Source organism: Haemophilus sp. HMSC061E01 (genome assembly GCF_001810345.1).
Classification (GTDB): domain Bacteria; phylum Pseudomonadota; class Gammaproteobacteria; order Enterobacterales; family Pasteurellaceae; genus Haemophilus_D.
On sequence record NZ_KV801005.1, the window covers coordinates 82,008 to 102,567 of the forward strand.

Genomic DNA, 20,560 nt, shown 5'->3' on the forward strand with positions numbered 1-20,560 from the left:
AGGATAAAGACTTTCCTACTCTCTTTTCTAAAAAACACATAAAAAAATAACCGCACTTTCGTACGGTTACTTATCCATATTCATTTTAAATAATTAGCCGTGATAACGTCCTACGCCTAATTCATCTTCTTTACGAGTACGATTCATCACTTCTTGTGGAGATTGTGCAATACGTAATCCCATTTGGTCTTCTGTACGCACTACTTCACCACGTAGAGAGTTAGTATAAACATCCGTAATCTTGATATCGACAAACTTACCAATCATATCTGGTGAGCCTTGGAAATTCACAATACGGTTGTTTTCCGTACGCCCTGTTAATTCCATAATATCTTTCTTAGATGGGCCTTCTACCAATACACGTTGCTCTGTACCAAGCATACGGCGACTATATTGTGCTGCTTGTTGGTTGATACGCTCTTGTAAAAGATAGAGACGTTGTTTTTTCTCTTCTTCAGTGACATCATCTGGCATATCAGCTGCAGGTGTGCCTGGGCGCGCGGAATAGATAAAGCTGAAGCTCATATCAAAGTTAACTTGCGCGATGAGATTCATTGTTTGTTCAAACTCTTTATTGGTTTCACCTGGGAAGCCAACAATGAAATCTGAGCTGATTTGAATATTTGGACGCACCGCACGTAATTTACGAATGATTGATTTGTATTCTAACGCGGTATGACCACGTTTCATCATCGTTAAAATACGGTCTGAACCAGCTTGTACTGGTAAGTGTACGAAGTCTACCAACTCAGGCGTATCACGATACACATCAATAATATCATCTGTAAATTCGATGGGGTGGCTGGTAGTAAAACGTAAACGGTCGATACCGTCAATAGACGCCACTAAACGCAATAATTCCGCAAATGTACAGATACCGCCATCAAATGTAGGGCCGCGATACGCGTTTACGTTTTGGCCTAATAAATTAATTTCACGTACACCTTGCTCTGCCAACTGCGCAATTTCAAATAACACATCATCAACAGGACGGCTCACTTCTTCACCACGGGTATAAGGCACCACACAGTAAGTACAATATTTATTACAGCCTTCCATAATAGACACAAACGCGGTTGGACCTTCTGCTCGAGGCTCTGGTAAGCGGTCAAATTTCTCAATTTCTGGGAAACTCACATCCACCACCGAACTTTTACCGCCACGAATTTGGTTAATCATTTCTGGTAAGCGATGTAAAGTTTGCGGACCAAATACGATATCCACATAAGGTGCTCGATGACGAATATGCTCACCTTCTTGTGAAGCCACACAACCGCCCACACCAATCACTAAGTTTGGATTTTGTTTTTTTAATTCTTTCCAACGACCTAACTGATGGAACACTTTTTCTTGTGCTTTTTCACGGATAGAACAGGTGTTAAGAAGTAACACATCTGCTTCTTCTGGAATATCTGTCAATTCCAAACCATGTGTATTTAAGAGAAGATCGGCCATTTTTGATGAATCGTATTCATTCATCTGACAGCCCCATGTTTTAATATGTAATTTTTGCGTCATATTGCTTAAAAAATAAAGATTAGTAAAAAGATAAAATCGGTCGGCTATTGTACAGATTTGTGGGAATTCTGGCTAGTGTAAAATGGACTTTTACCTATTTCGGTATAGAAAAAGTGCGGTTAAAATCATCTAAATTTTAACCGCACTTTGTTTAGTATCCTTCTTCTTCCATATTGGGTAGGAATGTTTTTTGTTTGATTCGTTTTACTCTCGTTTCAATTCGTCCATCTGGGTGTAGCTCAATTTCACGCCAACCTGGTTGTAAGGTATCTAACGCAAAATGATTGCTATCTGGCTTAAATTGAATACAAGTCGCTGGCGTTGCCATGGTTTGATACCCCTGCCAATAACCATCAACCTGTTGATGAATATGCCCGTATAAAATCCCTTTTACATTGTTGAATTGAGCAAGAACGGCTGAGAAGCTATGCGCATTACGCAAGTTATGCTGATCAAGCCATGCTGAATTCGTTGGTAATAAATGATGATGCAATACGACTAAGCTATGACGCGCTGGATTTTCTGCTAATTTTGTTTTTAACCAATCTAATTGGTAAGCACTTAATTCACCATGAGGCACACCGGATACTTGGCTATCTAACAAAATCACTTGCCAGTGTTTACCTAGAAGTAAATGTTTTGACGCGTTAATCGGCGGTTGGCTTAAATGTTCGACCATTTTGGGTTGAAAATCATGGTTACCCGGAAGCCAAAATACTGACTTATTTAACGGTTTAACCATTTCAACAAATCGCAGATAGCCTTCGTCGCTACTATCTTGTACCAAATCCCCTGTTGCAAGCACGACATCGTACTCAAAAGACTCCAACTGAATTTCTTTTAACACCTGAGAAAAACTTTCGTGCGTGTTAATACCTAATAAGTCTTTGCTTGTATCCTTAAATAAATGAGGATCGGTGATTTGTAATAATTTGACAACTTCACTCGCGGGTTCATATTCAAATCTATTGTTCATGGGACTCCTATTGCCAGCGTTGCTGCAATTGGGCGTAATTTAATTGAAGCCATTGCAAGCCCATTACTGCAATGCCATTATCAATTTTGCCATCACACATCCATTGATAGGCTTGCTCACGTTTCACCACATGAACACGGATGTCTTCATTCTCTTCAGCTAAACCATGAAGTCCCTTAGCTTGCGAGCTATCTACTCGACCAACAAACAAATGAATACGTTCGACGACACCACCCGGGCTATCCCACACGCTTAAACAATGAGTGAGATCTTGAACGGATACACCTGCTTCCTCTTCACTTTCACGCAAAGCGACTTCTTCAGGTTGTTCCCCCTCTTCTACCATGCCGGCGATCAATTCTAATAACCAAGGGGAACGAGCTGATTCAGGCTGATATGCACCAATACGTACTTGCTCAACTAAAACCACTGCATCTTCTTCCGGATCGTAAGCAATCACTGCAGAAGCGGCACCTTTGACCAACAACTCCCTTGTCACAACACCACTTTCTCCACCGGCAAAAAGCTTATGTTTAAACTGTACTTTCTTAAGTGTAAAAAAACCTTTATAAACAGTTTCTTCATTAAGAACTTCTATATCATGCTGACTAAACTGTTGAATTTCTGACATCATTACTCTCCTAGTATCGAGGTCGCATAATACTCCCATAAAAAAATAAAAAAAACTGACCCCTCTATTTTTTTGTCGAAACTTTGAAGCTGGTCACAAAAAAAGAAAACCTATGATGATTTCTTATTCATCATAGGTTTACATTAAAAATTTATTTAAATTAACAAACGCGGCTGGTTATCTCCCCATCTGCTACCTTCGTTTTAATGGTGTCGCCTGTTTTGACTTGCTTCACACTCACAATAGCATGTCCTTTGACATCTTCTGCGATGGAATACCCTCGTGCTAATACTTTTAATGGGCTTAATCCATCTAACTTGCCACACAATGTCGCCAATTTATTTTGACGTTCCGTGACTTGACGATTCGCCCCTAAATTTAACCACACTTGTAACTGAGCTAAATATTGGGATTGTTTTTGCAATCGATAAGGCAACGGATTTTGTTTTAAGCGCGCGGAAAGTGCGGTCAATTTTTGTTGCGTTTTATCCATTTGGCGCTGCATCGCTAACACGAGACGATGATGTAATTGCTCCGTTTTGGCTTTTTGCATCAATAATTGATTTTGCGGATGTTGGTTTTGCAGGCGTAAACGTAACTGTTGTAAGCGCTGTTGTTGATGACTAAAAATACGATCCAACGCCATCTCTAAGCGCTGTTGTTTATAGGCTAACTGTTGAAGTAATTCCTGCTGATTGCGACTCACTAACTCCGCCGCAGCAGAGGGTGTCGGCGCGCGTAAATCTGCCACAAAATCTGCGATGGTGACATCCGTTTCGTGACCTACCGCGCTGATAATCGGTAAATTTGAACGAAAAATTGCACGTGCTACTTCTTCTTCATTAAAGCACCAAAGATCTTCTAAAGAACCACCACCACGGCCGACGATCAATACATCCACTTCTTGACGCACATTAGCGAGTTCAATCATTTGGACGATTTCAGCCGTTGCTTCTTTGCCTTGCACTGCCGTTGGATAAATCACCACTTTTAAACTGGGATCTCGGCGAGCTAAAATATGCAGAATATCTTGTAAAGCTGCGCCAGTCGAAGAGGTCACAATACCTACGGCTTTAGCAAAATCCGGCAAGCTTTTCTTCAAGTTTTGTGCAAACAACCCTTCTGCCGCCAATTTCATTTTTAGCGCTTCAAATTGCTGTTGCAACAATCCCTCACCAGCAGGGTGCATAGATTCAATAATCAGCTGATAATCACCGCGAGGCTCATATAAACTGACATTCGCTCGTACCAAGACCTGCATGCCGTTTTGCGGACGAAACCCCACCCGTAAATTTTTCATGCGGAACATCGCACCGCGAACTTGGGCATTTTCATCTTTCAGCGTTAAATACCAATGCCCAGATACAGGTTGAGTGAAATTGGAAATCTCCCCCGTAAGCCAAATCTGTGAAAAATTCCCTTCTAGCATTTGGCGGGCGGCGCTGTTCAGTTGGGAAACAGAGTAAATGTTTTCAGACATTATTCAATCAACACCCAACCGTCATCTAGCCAGTTACAAATCGAATCGAGCAATAATTCCATCGTGCTTTCAGGATCTTCTGTATCATTCACTAAATTATTTAAGAATGTCCAATCTAACGCTTCACCATCAGAAAGGCGTTTCAACACTTCCGCTTCAATAACATTCACTTCATCCAACCATTCGCCATTAGCATAAATGCGGAGCGGATTTTCAGTGTAAAGCAATTTGCAGTTATTGTCCTGTATTAATACACCTTGTTCTTCTTCTAAAATTGACCGCACTTCGTCAGGTTCGGACATTTCATCGGATACTAACATTTCATAGCGACGCGAACTCACTGTGCCTGCTACCGCTTGTTTGAACAAGGCATCAAAGGCTTCAGACTCTGCCAATTTCGCTAAGAATTGTTTTTTCATTGCCTGAATATTTTCATCTGCCAATTTGCCCGTACGCTGCTCTGCTTGCGTTAAACGTAACGGTAATTGGAATTCGCTTAAATTCAATTCAGGATCTTGATGACAAAACGCTTTATTCACGTTATCAAAAATGTCTGCTAAATTCGGATAACGCAAACCAAAAGAAAAGGTCAAACAATCATCTTCAGCCACACCATAATGCGACATGCGAGCCGGAATATAAAGAATATCGCCTGGATTCATGACTTCATCAATGACCAATTCGCCCATATCATCAAAAATACGAATCGGCTGATTCGGTTTAAATTCTGTGGAAGAATCACACCATTTACCTAACTGCCAACGACGGTGGCCATAGCCCTGCACCAAGAACACATCATATTCGTCATAATGTTTACCAACGGAACCGCCTTTAGGTGCATAGGACACCATAATATCGTCACGTTGCCATTGTGGAATAAAGCCAAACTTATTCCAAAGCTGACCGAGTTCTGTACTCCATTGTTCTAGATTTTGGACGAGCACCGACCATTTCTCGGGTACATCTGCAAAATCTTCTTCAGATAACGGACTAAAAAACACTTTCCAATTATCATCTGAAAAGGTTTTTACCAAACGTGCGGTCACATCTTCGCCTTGTGCTAATTCGATAATATCGTCAGGCTCAAATTGACCAACAATTTCAGGCAAACCATTACGAATAATTAATGGTTTTTTCTGCCAATAATCACGCAGGAAAATTTCAGGGGTAATGCCATCAGGCAGACAATATTGGTTGGAAAGTGCGGTCATTTTTTTACTCCTTTTCCTGTTTTTCTTGTTGAGCTTTTTCTTGTGCGGCTTTGGCTTGCTCTGCTGCACGTTTACGACGAATTTCTTTAGGATCGGCTAATAATGGGCGGTAAATTTCAATACGATCGCCGTCTTTTAATTGATCGTTTAGTTTTGCTGGACGGGAATAAATCCCCACTTTATTTTCACGCAAATCGATCTCGGTAAACTGTTGTAAAATGCCCGATTGTAAAATAGCCGTTTGAATCATTGTGCCTTCATCCACTTTGAAGGACTTCAAATAATAGCGATCCGGCAAGGCATAAGCGATTTCAATATTAATTTGTTTCATGTTTTATTCTGTCTTAATGAGTTTTCCGTTATTATAGCGGAAAAGTGCGGTCAATATTAACGATAAAATCAGGAGCACATCATGAATTGGGTATTTTTTGCTATTGGTTCAGCCTTTTTCGCTGGACTTACCGCTATTTTAGGCAAATTAGGGGTTGAAGGCATTAACAGCAATCTTGCGACATTTATCCGTACGATTGTGGTTTTACTCGTTACAGCGGGTATCATTAGCGCACGTAACGAATGGCAACTGCCACAACATATTACCGCAAAACCATTTACCTTTTTAATTCTTTCTGGTGTTGCTACAGGCCTATCTTGGCTTTGTTATTATCGTGCGTTGCAAATGGCGCCCGCCTCTTGGGTTGCGCCCATTGATAAACTCAGTGTCGTGATTGCCATTATTTTAGGTGTGGTATTGTTAGGCGAACCCTTAAGTATGAAATTAGTCATAGGAAGTCTATTAATTCTCTCAGGTGTTTTAGTCTTATCCTTATAGATTGAGAAATTAGCCCTTTTTCGCTACAATACGCCACTATTTTTATTCAAGTAGAAAACTATGTCTGAAATTAAACTCATCGTGGGGCTGGGAAACCCTGGCGATAAATATGCGGAAACCCGCCACAATGCAGGGGAATGGCTGATTGAGCGTTTGGCTCGTCGCTTTAATGTTTCGCTTAATGCAGAAAATAAATTCTTCGGTTATGTAGGAAAAACACTGATTAACGGCAAAGAAGTGCGTTTTTTAGTGCCAACGACGTTTATGAATTTAAGTGGAAAAGCCGTAGGCGCACTTGCTAATTTTTATCGCATCAAACCAGAAGAGATTTTAGTGCTACACGATGAATTAGACTTACCGCCAGGCACCGTAAAATTAAAACAAGGTGGCGGACATGGCGGACATAATGGTTTAAAAGATATCGTGGCACAGCTTGGTAACAGCAACAATTTCTATCGTTTACGCATTGGCATTGGCCATCCTGGACACCGTGATTTAGTTTCAGGTTTTGTACTTAACAAACCCGCGCCGGCAGAAAGAGAAGCGCTCGATAAAGCGTTAGATGAAGCCACCGATTGCATTGAATTGCTTTTCAAAGAAGGCATGGTGAAAGCCACCAATCGCTTAAACAGTTTTAAAATTTAACTCAGAAGTGCGGTGAAAAAACACCATAAATTTTAACCGCACTTACGCTTACAATAAGGAAAACATCATGGGATTTAAATGTGGTATCGTTGGTTTGCCAAACGTCGGTAAATCTACCCTTTTTAATGCATTAACCAAAGCCGGTATCGAAGCGGCAAACTATCCGTTCTGTACAATCGAACCAAATACTGGCGTGGTACCAATGCCGGATCCGCGTTTAGATGCATTAGCGGAAATTGTTAAACCTGAACGTGTGTTGCCAACCACCATGGAGTTTGTAGATATTGCTGGTTTGGTTGCGGGGGCAAGTAAAGGTGAAGGCTTAGGGAATAAATTCTTGGCTAACATCCGTGAAACTGATGCAATTGGCCATGTTGTTCGTTGCTTTGAAAATGACGACATCGTGCACGTTGCAGGTAAAATCGATCCATTAAGCGATATCGAAACCATCAATACCGAATTAGCCCTTGCTGACTTAGACAGCTGTGAACGTGCCATCCAACGTTTACAAAAACGAGCAAAAGGTGGCGATAAAGACGCAAAATTTGAGCTTTCTGTGATGGAGAAAATCCTTCCTGTACTTTCTGAAGCAGGCATGATTCGTTCTGTTCCTTTAGATAAAGATGAGTTATTAGCAATTAAAAGCTATAACTTCCTCACATTAAAACCAACCATGTACATTGCTAACGTGAATGAAGACGGTTTTGAAAACAACCCGTATTTAGACAAAGTACGTGAGTTTGCAGAAAAAGAAGGCTCTGTTGTGGTGCCTGTATGTGCAGCGATTGAAGCTGAAATTGCGGAACTTGATGACGACGAAAAAATCGAATTCTTACAAGATCTTGGCATTGAAGAACCTGGCTTAAACCGTGTAATTCGTGCAGGTTATGCCTTATTAAATCTTCAAACCTACTTCACTGCGGGTGTGAAAGAAGTGCGCGCATGGACCGTTTCTGTTGGTGCAACCGCCCCTAAAGCAGCGGCTGTCATCCACACAGACTTTGAAAAAGGCTTCATCCGTGCAGAAGTGATTGCTTACGATGACTTCATCCAATTCAAAGGTGAAAACGGAGCAAAAGAAGCAGGTAAATGGCGCTTAGAAGGTAAAGACTACATAGTCCAAGATGGTGATGTCATGCACTTCCGCTTTAACGTATAAAAACGCTTCAGACCGCATAACTATGCGGTCTTTTTGTATTTATAAAAGGAAAAAAACAATGTCGGATAAATTAAATCAGCTCATCGAATTGTTAAAATTAGAAAAAATTGATGATCTTATCTTTCGCGGAGCCTGTGAAGACTTAGGTTTTCGCCAAGTGTTTGGTGGCCAAGTTGTGGCACAATCGCTTTCTGCCGCGATGCAAGTTGCACCACCTGAGCGAGTACTCCACTCTTGTCATGCTTACTTTTTAGCGCCGGGCGACAGCCAATACCCGATTATTTACGATGTGGAAACCTTGCGTGAAGGTCGCAACTTCTCTGCATTACGCGTAAAAGCCATTCAACATAAAAATGTGATTTGTCATGTCACCGCGTCATTTCAAGTACCTGAAGAAGGTTTCGATCATCAATCCGCTATGCCACAAGTACCAGGCCCTGAGCAATGTATTGATGAACACGAAATCATGTTAAAAGTGGCGCAGACTTTGCCTGAAAGCTTGAGTGAAAAATTTGCTCAAGAACGACCATTTCAGATTCATAGCCGATATTTGAACAATCCATTTGATGGCCGAGAACTCCCCCCCGAACAATATGCTTGGTTTAAAACCAATGGCGAAGCGCCATTAGATTTGCAGACACAACAATGTCTCTTAGCGTATTTTTCTGATTTCCACTGTATTTTGACCGCACTTCACCCACATGGGAAAGGCTTTTTACAGAAAGGGATGAAAGTAGCCACGATCGACCACAGTATTTGGTTCCACCGCCCTTTCAATTTAAATAATTGGCACTTACATGCCATTGAAAGTAACAATGCTTTTGCAGGACGTGGTTTAGCGAGAGGACAAATTTTTGCTGCAGATGGCACACTAATTGCCACCACACAGCAGGAAGGTTTAATTCGTTATCAAGAATAACCGCACTTTAAAACCAGGTGCAGACTACCCTTCGTAACCAATATCTTCGAAAGTTGGATTTTCTGCACCTTGTTTGGCTAATTCATCACAAATTTCATTTTCACGGTGGCCAGAATGGCCTTTCACCCACTGCCAATTAATGTTATGGGTTTGAATCGCCTGATCTAATGCAATCCATAAATCCTGATTTTTTACCGCTTTGCCCGTGCTCGCTTTCCAATTGTTTTTCTTCCAATTGTAAATCCATTGTGTGATGCCATTTTTCATATATTGGCTATCGCTATAAAGCGTCACATGACAAGGCTCTTTTAAGCCATTTAAAGCCTCAATCACAGCTCGTAATTCCATGCGATTATTGGTGGTTTTGAAATACCCTTTTGAAATATGTTTTTCATGCTGTTTATAGCGCAGGACAATCCCTATGCCACCGGCTCCCGGATTGCCTAGGCAAGATCCATCCGTAAAAATTTCAATCTGTTTTTGCATAACTAATTCGAGCTTGTGTAAAATAGGCAGTATTTTAAAGGAAACAAATAGGTAGAACAATGATAAATCCGGATCGCCAGATTGTACTGGATACTGAAACCACCGGTATGAACCAAATTGGCGCACATTACGAAGGACATTGCATTATTGAAATTGGCGCGGTGGAAATGATCAACCGTAAATATACGGGCAATAATTTCCATATTTATATTAAGCCGGATCGTTTGGTTGATCCCGATGCCATTAAAGTTCACGGTATTACGGATGAAATGCTGGCGGATAAACCGGATTTCAAAACAATTGCACAAGATTTTATTGAATACATTCGCGGTGCTGAACTGCTGATTCACAACGCGCCCTTCGATGTGGGCTTTATGGACTATGAATTCCGTAAACTCGGGTTAGATATCAAAACGAACGATATTTGCCTTGTTACCGATACGTTGCAAATGGCACGCCAAATGTATCCTGGAAAACGGAATAGCTTAGATGCGTTGTGTGATCGTTTAGGCATTGATAACAGCAAACGCACGCTCCACGGGGCCTTACTGGATGCGGAGATTTTAGCCGACGTTTATTTGTCCATGACAGGCGGTCAAACCAGCTTATTTGATGAAGAGCATGCAGATAGTTCGATTATCCAAACGACAGCCAATGTTCAAGATCTTCAAAGTACGGTCAATTTTTCGCAAAATTTAAAAGTGTTACAACCCACCGATGATGAACTCCAAGCCCATTTAGATTTCATTAAATTGGTCAATAAAAAAAGCGATGGCAAATGTTTTTGGTCTATTCGTACGGGTGAGGAAACCTCACATTAATCGGTTATCTATTAATCAGATAAACATAAAAAAGAAAAAAAAGATTGACGGTTTTAACGTTCATCATTATTATACCCAGCACTTAGCGGAGTGGTAGTTCAGCTGGTTAGAATACCTGCCTGTCACGCAGGGGGTCGCGGGTTCGAGTCCCGTCCATTCCGCCAATTTAAAACTTGTCTTAATATACTCACGGAGTGGTAGTTCAGCTGGTTAGAATACCTGCCTGTCACGCAGGGGGTCGCGGGTTCGAGTCCCGTCCATTCCGCCAATTAAGCCGAGATAATGAAGCACCTGAAGGTGCTTTTTTTATACCCGAATTTTACCTGCCAGCCAACATTCGCTATAATTAACTAAATTTACATTTTACAGAGATATTTTTATGACAACTCCTGTCGTTGCCTTAGTGGGTCGCCCAAACGTAGGTAAATCCACCCTATTCAACCGTTTAACCCGTACTCGTGATGCGCTTGTCGCAGACTTCCCCGGTTTAACCCGAGATCGTAAATACGGTCATGCCAATATTTCTGGCTATGATTTTATTGTGATCGATACTGGCGGTATTGATGGTACTGAAGAAGGCGTTGAAGAAAAAATGGCAGAACAATCCTTATTAGCGATTGAAGAAGCCGATGTCGTGCTTTTCTTAGTGGATGCACGCGCAGGTTTAACAGCAGCAGATATTGGCATTGCCAATTACTTACGTCAACGCACCAATAAAACAACCGTTGTTGTGGCAAATAAAACTGATGGTATTGATGCAGATTCACACTGTGCGGAATTTTATCAATTAGGATTAGGTGAAATTGAACAAATTGCTGCATCACAAGGCCGTGGCGTGACTCAATTAATGGAGCAAGTACTTGCCCCTTTAGCGGAAAAATTACAAGAAAATGAAGCAGAAAATGACCGCACTTCTGATGAAGAAGAAAAAGATGAATGGGATCACGAATTTGACTTCGATTCAGAGGAAGATACCTCATTAATTGATGAAGCATTAGACGAAGAGCTTGAAGAAGAACAAGATAAAAATATCAAAATTGCGATTGTAGGCCGTCCAAACGTCGGTAAATCCACATTAACCAATCGTATTTTAGGTGAAGAGCGCGTGGTCGTTTACGACATGCCAGGCACAACGCGTGACAGTATCTACATTCCAATGGAACGTGATGGTCAGCAATACACCTTGATTGATACAGCAGGTGTGCGTAAACGTGGTAAAGTGCATTTAGCCGTTGAGAAATTCTCTGTCATCAAAACATTACAGGCGATTCAAGATGCAAACGTGGTATTACTCACAATTGATGCGCGTGAAAACATTTCAGATCAAGATCTCTCTCTACTTGGCTTTATCTTAAATGCGGGTCGCTCACTGGTGATCGTCGTAAATAAATGGGATGGCTTAGATCAAGATGTGAAAGATCGCGTCAAATCCGAATTAGATCGCCGTCTTGATTTCATTGATTTTGCTCGTGTGCATTTTATTTCTGCTTTACACGGCAGTGGCGTGGGTAACCTTTTTGATTCGATTAAAGAAGCTTATACTTGCGCGACGCAAAAAATGACGACGTCTCTTCTCACCCGCATTTTACAAATGGCAACGGATGAGCATCAACCACCAATGATTGGCGGTCGTCGTATTAAATTAAAATATGCTCACCCAGGCGGCTATAATCCACCAATCATCGTGGTGCATGGTAACCAAATGGATAAATTACCGGATTCATACAAACGTTATTTATCTAATTATTATCGTAAGAGTTTGAAAATTATTGGTTCGCCAATTCGCTTGCTATTCCAAGAAGGTTCAAACCCATTCGCGGGTAGAAAAAATAAACTCACACCAAACCAATTACGTAAACGTAAACGCTTGATGAAGTTTATCAAAAAAGCGAAACGCTAATCTTAATAAACAAAGAGCGGTCAAAAATCACTGTGAATTTTGACTGCTCTTTTTATTGAAAAATAAATTATTCGTCTATGACTACTTTACCAATATAGCCTAGATTACGATAACGTTGAGCATAATCAATACCATAGCCGACAACAAATTCATCCGGAATAGAAAAACCAATCCATTCAACAGGTACTTCCACTTCTCGGCGAGAAGGTTTATCTAACAAGGTACAAATCGCTAAGCTTGCAGGATCGCGTAAATTTAAAATACCACGCACTTTTTCAAGGGTGTAACCCGTATCAATAATGTCCTCAACAATTAGCACGTGTTCATTACGAATATCGCCTTCAAGATCTTTCGTAATTTTCACATCGTGATTACTTGTCATTCCGCTACCATAGCTTGAAGTGGTCATAAACTCCACTTCTACCGGTAATTTAAATTCACGCACCAGATCGGCCATGAACATAAATGAACCACGTAAAAGACCGACAACAATCAGTTTATCAATGGCTTTTTGTTGATAAAAATGCGTAATTTCCGCGCCAAGTTCAGCTATGCGACTACGGACATCCGCTTCTGAAATCATAATATCGACGTGGTGTTTTTTCATGGTCTTTCCTTTTTAATTTAATCGTTTGCGTATTCTACAATAAAAAAGGCTGAAGTTTAAACCTTCAGCCTTTTTAACCCTAACGAATTTACTTTCTACTCTACCTGTTGAAGCAACCTGCAATCGCTACGAAACAGATGTGTGTATAGTAGCAGAAAGAAAATATCTGTCAATAAGAATTATTATCATTTTTATAAATTTATTAATTCCCTGAGATTTTCATCTTGTCGAGTAGGATTGAACCAGTTTGGATATTGGATCGATGTTCAACATCATCTGCTACTGCCACAATATTTTTCAACATATCTTGTAATTGACCAGCAATGGTAATTTCGGCAACCGGATATTGGATCTCGCCATTTTCCACCCAGAAACCGGCTGCGCCACGAGAATAATCCCCCGTCACAATATTGACACCTTGTCCCATGACATCGGTAACCAATAAACCAGTGCCCATCTGACGTAAAAGTGCGGTCAATCCCCCCGTTAAATTTGGTTTCACGAGCCAGTTGTGAATACCACCTGCATGACCAGTACTTTGCATGCCCATTTTTCTACCGCTGTAACTGGTGAGCAAATAGGTTTGCAACACGCCATCTTGAATAATCTCAAGATTCTGTGTGCGAACCCCTTCGCTATCAAAAGGCGTAGAGGCTAAACGTCTTAACAAATGAGGACGCTCACTAATTTGGAACCAATCTGGCAATACTTGTTTTCCAAGATGATCGAGCAAGAAACTAGATTTGCGATATAAGCTGCCGCCACTAATCGCCCCCGTTAAATGAGAAATTAATCCTGTTGCTACATCATTTAAGAAAATCACGGGCACTTCACGTGTCGTTAATTTTTGTGGATTTAGACGCGCAATCACTTTTTTCGCACAATTTTGCCCAACCCAATCCGCTGAAGAAAGCGCATCAAACTCACGTGAAACCGTATATTCGTAGTCATTTTCAAGTTGATCTAGCTCGCCACCAATCACCGAACAAGATAAAGAATAACGGCTAGATAAGTAACTTTGTAGCATGCCATGTGTATTGCCATAAACACGCACGCCGGTATGTGAATTAAAGCTTGCACCATTGCTATTCACAATTTTTTCATCGTATTCCAACGCCGCTTTTTCAGCTTCTAGCGCTAATTTTGTAGCCTGTTCAACATCAACATTTGCGCTATGATAAAGTGCTAAATCCGGTGCTTCGAAAGCCATTAATTCTTTATCGGCGAGCCCTGTGCAATCATCTGGCGAGGTATATTTTGCAATAGCGAGCGCGGCTTCAACGGTGTTTTTAATCGCTTCTTCACTTAAATCTGAAGTAGAGGCATTGCCTTTTTGTTGGCCTAAATAAACGGAAATACCTAATGCCCCATCGTTAGTAAATTCAACATTTTCAATCTCTTGCAGACGGGTGGAAACCGATAAACCACTCACTTTTGTCACACCTACTTCCGCGGTGGCGCCCGCTTTTTGGGCGGTTTCAATCGCAAAACTGACTGCATCACGCAATGTTTGCTCTTGAGATTTTAAAAGTGCGGTTAAATTTTCTGCTGTTTTCATGGTGATAATCCTATTAAAAATTTGCGCCATTTTATCTTATTTTGAAAGTTTATGCTAAAATGCACCAAATTTTTCATAAGGTAACAGAATGGCAAAACGTAAGAAAAAAGAAGCTTTTGATTGGGAAGATGAAGACCAAGAAGAGATTATTTGGGTAAGCAAAAGTGAAATCAAACGCGATGCTGAGGATTTAAAACAGCTCGGCGAGAAATTGGTGAACTTAACCAAAGCAAATCTGACTAAGGTTCCACTAGACGATAGCTTGAAAGATGCCATTGAATTAGCGCAACGCCTGCAAAAAGAGGCGCGTCGTCGCCAATTACAATATATTGGTAAGCTCTTACGCTCAATTGATGCAGAGCCTATTCGTGAAGCTTTAGAAAAAATTGAAAACAAACATAATCAACAACAAGCGATGCTGCATAAGTTGGAAATCTTACGTGATGAATTGGTTGCGAAAGGTGATGCGGCTCTGACTGATTTGTTAAATGAACATCCTTCTGCAGATCGCCAACACTTACGTAATTTGATTCGTGCAGCACAGAAAGAGAAGGAACAAAATAAGCCATCAAAAGCTTATCGCGAGATTTATCAGATCTTAAAAACACTCATTTTAGAAGACTAAAATACGGCTATTTTTGACCGCACTTTGTGTCAAAAAAGTGCTATGATTAGTTACCCTTTTAAGAAGGAAAGAACGTTATTTATGAATATTCGTTGGAATATTATTTTAGGTGTCATCGCCTTGGCTTTATTAGGCTGGTATTATTCGCTTAATCAAGATCATGGCGATTTACAAAGCCTAATCAAAAAGCCTGATAGCCCAGAATACGTCGGTAATAAAATGGAAACGACTGTATTCTCGCCAGAAGGAAAAAAACAATATCTCGCGATTTCCGACAAAGTGGAATATTACACACAAGACGGTCATACGGATTTTATTTCGCCGTTAGTCTATCTTTTTGATGTCTCTTTAGATAATAAAGACAAAGATACGAAAACCGATAAAATTCAATTAGAAAAACAAAATTGGAAGCTTAGCGCGAAAAAGGCAAAATTAACTAAAGATCAAATGCTCTATCTTGAAGGCGGCGTGGTTGTCGAGAGCCTTGATCCTTTATCTCGCCTACAACGTGTTGAGACTGAAGCCGCAGTAATTAATTTAAAAACACAAGACATTACTTCCGATACACAAGTAAAAATTAACGGATTAAACTTTAACTCTAGCGGATTGAAGCTCGTCGGAAATTTACGTCAGCAAGTTGCAACTCTAAAGGAACAGGTAAAAACATATTATGAAATCAACAAACAATAAAATTCTGCTTTTAACAGCGTTAATGATGACTTCTTTGTCTGCTTTTGCGTTAAAAGATGATACCAATAAACCGATTAACATTGTCTCAGATAATCAATCTTTAGATATGGAAAACAGCGTCGTAACCTTTACGGATAACGTTGTGATTACGCAAGGTTCCATCTTGATTAAAGCCAATAAAGTGGTCATTACTCGCCCACCAGAAAATTCAGGTAAAAAAGAAACTGTTGAAGCATTTGGTAGCCCTGTTACCTTCCACCAGCAACTTGATGATGGTAAACCTGTTGACGGTAGAGCGAATAAAGTTCACTACGATTTAGGCACTGAATTCTTAACATTGACCGGTAATGCTGAATTAAAACAATTAGATAGTAAAATTAACGGTGAACTCATCACTTATGATGTGAAAAAACAACAGTTAAAAGCCAATGGTAATGGAAAATCACGCGTGCAAACTGTCTTAATTCCGACCCAATTACAACAAAAAGGTAAAAAATAACCGATGTCTGTATTACAAGCTGAATTCCTCGCAAAAAGCTATAAGAGCCGAAAAGTGGTTTCTGATGTGAGTTTAACCGTAAACTCCAATGAGATTGTTGGCCTACTAGGTCCAAATGGTGCAGGTAAAACCACTACTTTCTACATGGTCGTCGGTTTAGTGCGTCACGATCAGGGAAAAATCACCATTGATGGCGATGATATTAGCGTATTACCGATGCATGAACGTGCACGTCGAGGAATTGGCTATTTACCACAAGAAGCCTCTATTTTCCGTCGTTTAACGGTGTATGAAAACCTTATGGCGGTATTAGAAATTCGCAAAGATCTCACTGCAGAACAACGCAGAGAGAGAGCGGATGAGTTAATTGATGAGTTCAATATTGGCCATATTCGTGATAGCCTGGGACAATCGCTTTCTGGTGGTGAACGTCGTCGTGTGGAAATTGCACGCGCCTTAGCGGCAAATCCCAAATTCATTTTACTAGATGAACCGTTTGCCGGTGTTGACCCTATTTCGGTGACGGATATTAAGAAAATCATCACGGATCTCCGTAATCGTGGCTTAGGCGTGTTAATTACCGACCATAACGTACGCGAAACCCTTGATGTCTGTGAACGTGCTTACATTGTTGGTGAAGGGAAAATTATCGCGACCGGCACACCGGAAGAAGTCATGAATGATGAGCACGTTAAACGTGTCTATTTAGGCGAACAATTTAAACTATAACCTATGAAATTTACGACATTGCTCTCCCCTGATGATATTCGTCAGGGGGTTGCTTTTTCTAGCAAGAAACGATTATTTGAATCTATTGCCGCTTTCGTTGTGGAAAAACTTCACTGCGAAAATGGTGAACAGGCTTGTTTTGAATGTTTATTTGAGCGGGAAAAATTAGGTAATTCAGGATTAGGTAATGGTGTCGCTATGCCTAAAGCCAAGTTACCTACTACTGTGTCAGATAAGATCCTAACGGTATTTATGCAATTAGAAACGCCTGTCGAATATGATGCTGTTGATAATAAACCGGTAGATATCGTTTTTGCAGTGCTCGTACCCGAAAATCACTGCCAAGAATATATTCCTGTTCTGGCAGAACTCAATGAAAAATTAACTGATAAAAACTTAATTAAACAACTTCGTTCAGCACAAAGTGCGGATGAAATTTGGCAAATTTTTGAATGTGCTGATCATTCAGAGGAATCTGAAGACGACACAAATTTAGATAATGTGGAACCTCAAGAGGTATAACCTAACCAACTAACCATAAGGAATCACGCAGATGGAAATTATTATTATCAGCGGTCGCTCCGGCGCAGGGAAATCTGTCGCATTACGAGCTTTGGAAGATATGGGCTATTATTGCGTGGATAATCTCCCTCTCGATTTACTTCCTCAACTCACCAATATTCTCGCCAAAACTCAAACGGCTGTTGCCATCAGCCTCGATATTCGAAATCTTCCCCATTCAAGTGCTGATTTAGACAAGATTCTGACAGATATTCAAGCCACTTATTCCGTCAAAATTATCTTTCTAGATAGCGATCGTAGTACACTTATTCGTCGTTACAGCGATTCACGTCGTCTTCACCCACTCTCAGCACAAGATCTCCCGCTTGAATCAGCGATTGATTTAGAATATCAGCAACTTGAGCCTTTAATTCAACATGCTAATTTTATTATTGATACCGCACCGCTTTCTACCCATTCGTTATCTGAACGTTTAAGAGAAGTTTTACGTGGTAATACGGATAAAGAACTTAAAATCGTGGTTGAGTCGTTTGGCTTTAAATACGGCATTCCGCTTGATGCCGATTATGTCTTTGATGTACGTTTTCTACCTAATCCGCACTGGAACCCAGAACTTCGTCCAATGACGGGGCTTGATGAACCTGTTGCACAATTTTTACTTGCGCATGATGAAGTGAATAATTTTATCTACCAAACACGCAATTACATTGAAACGTGGTTACCGATGTTAGAGCAAAATAACCGAAGCTATCTCACAATTGCTATCGGCTGTACAGGAGGTAAACATCGTTCTGTTTACATCGCTCAACAAATTGGTGAATATTTCCAAGCCAAAGGCAAGAATGTAAAAATTCAACATAAATCCTTGGAAAAGAATAAAAAGAATTAATCAAACCATAAAAAACGCAGCAACTTGCTGCGTTTTTTGTTAAACCACATATTGCTCAAAAATCTCGGGCAAATGCGTAATTAACGTTTCTTTTCCCGCCACGGTTTCATTCTGCCAAACTTGCAATAGCACATCTGGCGTAAATAATCGTGAGGCCTGTTCAGCTAAAGGTAAATAGCTAATATGCCAAGGCTCTCGACCCACTTTTTTACCTTCTGGTTGGCTTATAAATGGCAAAACAAAATCAAAGTGCGGTAGATTTTCAGTGAGAAATTCACTTAGCTCAAAAAAATAGCCACCGCTTTCATATTCCCATGGTTCAAGTTGTAATGATTGGCCTTGAGGTAAAAGATCAGGATCAAAAATATCGATTTCCGTTCCCCAATGATGACGACTTCCTCCTGGAAGCGCTGACCAACGTAAAATAGCTTGTGCTTTTTGCCAATCATCTAACGACGCTAAATCTAATGGATTTCCCGCATCATCATGCACTTTGCGTTCGCCGTTAAATTTACCGTTCCAAATGAGTTGTTGACGCTCAAAATCACGAAAGCTACTCGCGGGCTGCAAATTAAAGCCATTTTTGACCGCACTTTGCTGCAATCCTTGAAACGCTTTCATTGCCTCTGCTTGCAAAAAATGATTTGGAGAATGAGGTGTAGGCAAATTGATCAAATGTTCACGAGATTTGCCAGTTAACATTTCAGGCGTTAATTTCATCTTACTTGTCCAATAAATTCACTAACATTTGATGATAAATCTGACCGCACTTGGCTAGATCATCTACACTCACACATTCATTCACTTTATGAATCGTCGCATTAAGTGGCCCAAATTCCACCACTTCAGCTCCCATTAACGCAATAAAACGCCCATCAGAGGTACCACCGCCTGTTTCTGCTTGTGGTGTAATACCGGTTGTTTGCTCAATTGCCGTCGTTAATGCATCTAATAATTTACCCGGTTTCGTTAAAAATGGTTTACCTGATAAATTCCAATCAATACGGTATTTCAAACCATGCTTTTCGAGCATTTCTGCCACTTTCTGCTTAATAATTTCATCAGTTACTTCCGTACAATAACGTAAATTGAATTGCACATAAAGCTCACCTGGGATGACATTATTGCTTCCTGTGCCCGCATGAATATTCGCGATTTGCAAACTGGTCGGCGGGAAAAATTCGTTACCGTTATCCCATTGATATGTGGTTAATTCCTGTAAGAACGGCGCTGCTTTATGAATGGGGTTTTCCGCTAAATGAGGATAAGCGACATGACCTTGAATACCTTGAATATAGAGGTTGCCAGTAATCGAACCCCGACGACCATTTTTGACTACATCGCCTAATGTTTTTGAACTAGACGGCTCGCCTACCATGCAATAAGTGATTTTCTCACCGCGCGCCATTAAGGTTTCGACAACACGTACCGTGCCATCTTTCGCGGCAGCCTCTTCGTCAGAAGTAATCAACAAAGCAATCGTTCCTTTATGATTCGGATTAGCTTTCACATATTCTTCTGCCGCCACAATCATTGCTGCTAATGAGCCTTTCATATCTGCCGCACCACGACCATAAAGCACATCATCTACAATTTCGGCAGAAAATGGCGGATAAGTCCATTGCGTTTCATCTCCCGTTGGTACTACATCAGTATGCCCTGCAAAGGCGATAACAGGCTCACCGGCACCATGTTTTGCCCATAAATTTAACGTATCGTTGAAAGGCATCCATTCAATTTGAAAGCCGAGTTTTTCCAAACGCTCAGCGATTAGTTGCTGACACCCCTCATCATTCGGGCTAATAGAAGGGCGACGAATTAATGCTTGTGCAAGCTCAATAGTTTTTTGTTTCATAATATTCAGTG

General features: G+C 40.7%; 23 protein-coding genes and 2 tRNA genes. 14 read left to right on the forward strand and 11 right to left on the reverse strand.

The features are described from left to right. Positions 1-93 precede the first annotated feature (93 nt). The 6 genes from miaB to HMPREF2732_RS03830 all read right to left on the reverse strand — a co-directional run bounded on the left by miaB (position 94) and on the right by HMPREF2732_RS03830 (position 6,147). Positions 94-1,518 carry a tRNA (N6-isopentenyl adenosine(37)-C2)-methylthiotransferase MiaB gene (gene miaB / locus HMPREF2732_RS03805; protein ID WP_070591298.1) on the reverse strand — a complete coding sequence of 475 codons (1,425 nt, stop codon included), beginning with the start codon at positions 1,516-1,518 and terminating at the stop codon, positions 94-96. 151 nt (positions 1,519-1,669) lie between these two features. After that, positions 1,670-2,494: a 3',5'-cyclic-AMP phosphodiesterase gene (gene cpdA, locus HMPREF2732_RS03810; protein WP_070591300.1), complete on the reverse strand. Its 825-nt coding sequence runs from the start codon at positions 2,492-2,494 to the stop codon at positions 1,670-1,672. Positions 2,495-2,501: 7 nt separating this feature from the next. Next, positions 2,502-3,125, reverse strand: coding sequence for an ADP-ribose diphosphatase (nudF, locus tag HMPREF2732_RS03815; RefSeq protein ID WP_032804069.1), 624 nt, complete (start codon positions 3,123-3,125; stop codon positions 2,502-2,504). Between the two features lie 160 nt (positions 3,126-3,285). Then, positions 3,286-4,605 (reverse strand): exodeoxyribonuclease VII large subunit, encoded by a 1,320-nt coding sequence (gene xseA, locus HMPREF2732_RS03820; RefSeq protein ID WP_070591302.1) that lies wholly within the window; start codon positions 4,603-4,605, stop codon positions 3,286-3,288. After that, positions 4,605-5,816 carry a ribosomal protein uL16 3-hydroxylase gene (locus HMPREF2732_RS03825; RefSeq protein WP_070591305.1) on the reverse strand — a complete coding sequence of 404 codons (1,212 nt, stop codon included), beginning with the start codon at positions 5,814-5,816 and terminating at the stop codon, positions 4,605-4,607. The genes xseA and HMPREF2732_RS03825 overlap by 1 nt, the downstream gene beginning before the upstream one ends. A 4-nt stretch (positions 5,817-5,820) precedes the next feature. Continuing rightward, on the reverse strand, positions 5,821-6,147 hold the full coding sequence (locus HMPREF2732_RS03830) for an RnfH family protein (RefSeq protein ID WP_049355806.1): 327 nt from the start codon (positions 6,145-6,147) through the stop codon (positions 5,821-5,823). A gap of 81 nt (positions 6,148-6,228) precedes the next feature. Here HMPREF2732_RS03830 and HMPREF2732_RS03835 point away from each other — a divergent pair, with 81 nt between their 5' ends. The 4 genes from HMPREF2732_RS03835 to tesB all read left to right on the forward strand — a co-directional run bounded on the left by HMPREF2732_RS03835 (position 6,229) and on the right by tesB (position 9,368). After that, a complete protein-coding gene (locus HMPREF2732_RS03835; protein WP_070591308.1) occupies positions 6,229-6,645 on the forward strand; it encodes an EamA family transporter in 417 nt (138 codons plus the stop codon). A gap of 60 nt (positions 6,646-6,705) precedes the next feature. Beyond that, entirely contained in the window at positions 6,706-7,290 is a 585-nt protein-coding gene (gene pth, locus HMPREF2732_RS03840; protein WP_014065080.1) for an aminoacyl-tRNA hydrolase, read from the forward strand. Positions 7,291-7,357: 67 nt separating this feature from the next. Then, positions 7,358-8,449, forward strand: a complete 1,092-nt coding sequence (ychF, locus tag HMPREF2732_RS03845; RefSeq protein ID WP_005698295.1) for a redox-regulated ATPase YchF — start codon at positions 7,358-7,360, stop codon at positions 8,447-8,449. A gap of 58 nt (positions 8,450-8,507) precedes the next feature. After that, complete coding sequence (gene tesB, locus HMPREF2732_RS03850) at positions 8,508-9,368, forward strand: acyl-CoA thioesterase II (protein WP_070591310.1); 861 nt, start codon at positions 8,508-8,510, stop codon at positions 9,366-9,368. A gap of 24 nt (positions 9,369-9,392) precedes the next feature. Here the strand turns inward: tesB and rnhA are convergent, their stop codons facing one another. Then, positions 9,393-9,854: a ribonuclease HI gene (gene rnhA, locus HMPREF2732_RS03855; protein WP_070591313.1), complete on the reverse strand. Its 462-nt coding sequence runs from the start codon at positions 9,852-9,854 to the stop codon at positions 9,393-9,395. A 59-nt stretch (positions 9,855-9,913) separates the two neighbouring features. On the opposite strand from rnhA, the gene dnaQ reads away from it, so the two are divergent. The 4 genes from dnaQ (at position 9,914) to der (ending at position 12,575) form a co-directional block, all read left to right on the forward strand. Then, entirely contained in the window at positions 9,914-10,675 is a 762-nt protein-coding gene (gene dnaQ / locus HMPREF2732_RS03860) for a DNA polymerase III subunit epsilon (protein WP_070591317.1), read from the forward strand. Positions 10,676-10,762: 87 nt separating this feature from the next. Beyond that, positions 10,763-10,839: transfer RNA gene (locus HMPREF2732_RS03865), tRNA-Asp, on the forward strand. 27 nt (positions 10,840-10,866) lie between these two features. Next, positions 10,867-10,943, forward strand: a tRNA-Asp gene (locus HMPREF2732_RS03870). Positions 10,944-11,054: 111 nt separating this feature from the next. Then, complete coding sequence (der, locus tag HMPREF2732_RS03875) at positions 11,055-12,575, forward strand: ribosome biogenesis GTPase Der (protein WP_049366279.1); 1,521 nt, start codon at positions 11,055-11,057, stop codon at positions 12,573-12,575. A 67-nt stretch (positions 12,576-12,642) separates the two neighbouring features. Here der and hpt read toward each other — a convergent pair whose 3' ends face one another. Both hpt and pmbA read right to left on the reverse strand, forming a co-directional pair. Then, positions 12,643-13,182: a hypoxanthine phosphoribosyltransferase gene (gene hpt, locus HMPREF2732_RS03880; protein ID WP_049366276.1), complete on the reverse strand. Its 540-nt coding sequence runs from the start codon at positions 13,180-13,182 to the stop codon at positions 12,643-12,645. 202 nt (positions 13,183-13,384) lie between these two features. After that, positions 13,385-14,740 carry a metalloprotease PmbA gene (gene pmbA, locus HMPREF2732_RS03885; protein ID WP_070591321.1) on the reverse strand — a complete coding sequence of 452 codons (1,356 nt, stop codon included), beginning with the start codon at positions 14,738-14,740 and terminating at the stop codon, positions 13,385-13,387. A gap of 88 nt (positions 14,741-14,828) precedes the next feature. Between pmbA and yjgA the strand changes: the two genes are divergently transcribed. The 6 genes from yjgA to rapZ all read left to right on the forward strand — a co-directional run bounded on the left by yjgA (position 14,829) and on the right by rapZ (position 18,694). Continuing rightward, on the forward strand, positions 14,829-15,365 hold the full coding sequence (yjgA, locus tag HMPREF2732_RS03890; RefSeq protein ID WP_070591325.1) for a ribosome biogenesis factor YjgA: 537 nt from the start codon (positions 14,829-14,831) through the stop codon (positions 15,363-15,365). Between the two features lie 81 nt (positions 15,366-15,446). Beyond that, complete coding sequence (lptC, locus tag HMPREF2732_RS03895; protein ID WP_070591329.1) at positions 15,447-16,055, forward strand: LPS export ABC transporter periplasmic protein LptC; 609 nt, start codon at positions 15,447-15,449, stop codon at positions 16,053-16,055. Beyond that, positions 16,036-16,554 carry a lipopolysaccharide transport periplasmic protein LptA gene (lptA, locus tag HMPREF2732_RS03900; RefSeq protein ID WP_049366269.1) on the forward strand — a complete coding sequence of 173 codons (519 nt, stop codon included), beginning with the start codon at positions 16,036-16,038 and terminating at the stop codon, positions 16,552-16,554. The genes lptC and lptA overlap by 20 nt, the downstream gene beginning before the upstream one ends. A gap of 3 nt (positions 16,555-16,557) precedes the next feature. Continuing rightward, positions 16,558-17,283 carry an LPS export ABC transporter ATP-binding protein gene (lptB, locus tag HMPREF2732_RS03905; protein ID WP_005696470.1) on the forward strand — a complete coding sequence of 242 codons (726 nt, stop codon included), beginning with the start codon at positions 16,558-16,560 and terminating at the stop codon, positions 17,281-17,283. A gap of 3 nt (positions 17,284-17,286) precedes the next feature. Beyond that, positions 17,287-17,805, forward strand: coding sequence for a PTS IIA-like nitrogen regulatory protein PtsN (ptsN, locus tag HMPREF2732_RS03910; RefSeq protein ID WP_070591331.1), 519 nt, complete (start codon positions 17,287-17,289; stop codon positions 17,803-17,805). Positions 17,806-17,836: 31 nt separating this feature from the next. Then, entirely contained in the window at positions 17,837-18,694 is an 858-nt protein-coding gene (rapZ, locus tag HMPREF2732_RS03915) for an RNase adapter RapZ (RefSeq protein ID WP_014065069.1), read from the forward strand. Positions 18,695-18,733: 39 nt separating this feature from the next. Here rapZ and HMPREF2732_RS03920 read toward each other — a convergent pair whose 3' ends face one another. Both HMPREF2732_RS03920 and dapE read right to left on the reverse strand, forming a co-directional pair. Further along, positions 18,734-19,414 (reverse strand): M15 family metallopeptidase, encoded by a 681-nt coding sequence (locus tag HMPREF2732_RS03920; protein ID WP_070591334.1) that lies wholly within the window; start codon positions 19,412-19,414, stop codon positions 18,734-18,736. Between the two features lies 1 nt (position 19,415). After that, positions 19,416-20,549: a succinyl-diaminopimelate desuccinylase gene (dapE, locus tag HMPREF2732_RS03925; protein WP_070591336.1), complete on the reverse strand. Its 1,134-nt coding sequence runs from the start codon at positions 20,547-20,549 to the stop codon at positions 19,416-19,418. Positions 20,550-20,560 lie beyond the last annotated feature (11 nt).

Excerpts from the sequence above, each read along its gene's own strand:
- nudF (WP_032804069.1), bottom strand. The coding sequence starts at position 3,125 with ATGTCAGAAATTCAACAGTTTAGTCAGCATGATATAGAAGTTCTTAAT.
- HMPREF2732_RS03825 (WP_070591305.1), bottom strand. The coding sequence starts at position 5,816 with ATGACCGCACTTTCCAACCAATATTGTCTGCCTGATGGCATTACCCCT.
- rnhA (WP_070591313.1), bottom strand. The coding sequence starts at position 9,854 with ATGCAAAAACAGATTGAAATTTTTACGGATGGATCTTGCCTAGGCAAT.
- dapE (WP_070591336.1), bottom strand. The coding sequence starts at position 20,549 with ATGAAACAAAAAACTATTGAGCTTGCACAAGCATTAATTCGTCGCCCT.
- yjgA (WP_070591325.1), top strand. The coding sequence starts at position 14,829 with ATGGCAAAACGTAAGAAAAAAGAAGCTTTTGATTGGGAAGATGAAGAC.
- xseA (WP_070591302.1), bottom strand. The coding sequence starts at position 4,605 with ATGTCTGAAAACATTTACTCTGTTTCCCAACTGAACAGCGCCGCCCGC.
- lptB (WP_005696470.1), top strand. The coding sequence starts at position 16,558 with ATGTCTGTATTACAAGCTGAATTCCTCGCAAAAAGCTATAAGAGCCGA.
- lptC (WP_070591329.1), top strand. The coding sequence starts at position 15,447 with ATGAATATTCGTTGGAATATTATTTTAGGTGTCATCGCCTTGGCTTTA.
- rapZ (WP_014065069.1), top strand. The coding sequence starts at position 17,837 with ATGGAAATTATTATTATCAGCGGTCGCTCCGGCGCAGGGAAATCTGTC.
- hpt (WP_049366276.1), bottom strand. The coding sequence starts at position 13,182 with ATGAAAAAACACCACGTCGATATTATGATTTCAGAAGCGGATGTCCGT.
- dnaQ (WP_070591317.1), top strand. The coding sequence starts at position 9,914 with ATGATAAATCCGGATCGCCAGATTGTACTGGATACTGAAACCACCGGT.
- HMPREF2732_RS03835 (WP_070591308.1), top strand. The coding sequence starts at position 6,229 with ATGAATTGGGTATTTTTTGCTATTGGTTCAGCCTTTTTCGCTGGACTT.
- ptsN (WP_070591331.1), top strand. The coding sequence starts at position 17,287 with ATGAAATTTACGACATTGCTCTCCCCTGATGATATTCGTCAGGGGGTT.
- cpdA (WP_070591300.1), bottom strand. The coding sequence starts at position 2,494 with ATGAACAATAGATTTGAATATGAACCCGCGAGTGAAGTTGTCAAATTA.
- der (WP_049366279.1), top strand. The coding sequence starts at position 11,055 with ATGACAACTCCTGTCGTTGCCTTAGTGGGTCGCCCAAACGTAGGTAAA.
- tesB (WP_070591310.1), top strand. The coding sequence starts at position 8,508 with ATGTCGGATAAATTAAATCAGCTCATCGAATTGTTAAAATTAGAAAAA.
- pmbA (WP_070591321.1), bottom strand. The coding sequence starts at position 14,740 with ATGAAAACAGCAGAAAATTTAACCGCACTTTTAAAATCTCAAGAGCAA.
- pth (WP_014065080.1), top strand. The coding sequence starts at position 6,706 with ATGTCTGAAATTAAACTCATCGTGGGGCTGGGAAACCCTGGCGATAAA.
- HMPREF2732_RS03920 (WP_070591334.1), bottom strand. The coding sequence starts at position 19,414 with ATGAAATTAACGCCTGAAATGTTAACTGGCAAATCTCGTGAACATTTG.
- miaB (WP_070591298.1), bottom strand. The coding sequence starts at position 1,518 with ATGACGCAAAAATTACATATTAAAACATGGGGCTGTCAGATGAATGAA.
- HMPREF2732_RS03830 (WP_049355806.1), bottom strand. The coding sequence starts at position 6,147 with ATGAAACAAATTAATATTGAAATCGCTTATGCCTTGCCGGATCGCTAT.
- lptA (WP_049366269.1), top strand. The coding sequence starts at position 16,036 with ATGAAATCAACAAACAATAAAATTCTGCTTTTAACAGCGTTAATGATG.
- ychF (WP_005698295.1), top strand. The coding sequence starts at position 7,358 with ATGGGATTTAAATGTGGTATCGTTGGTTTGCCAAACGTCGGTAAATCT.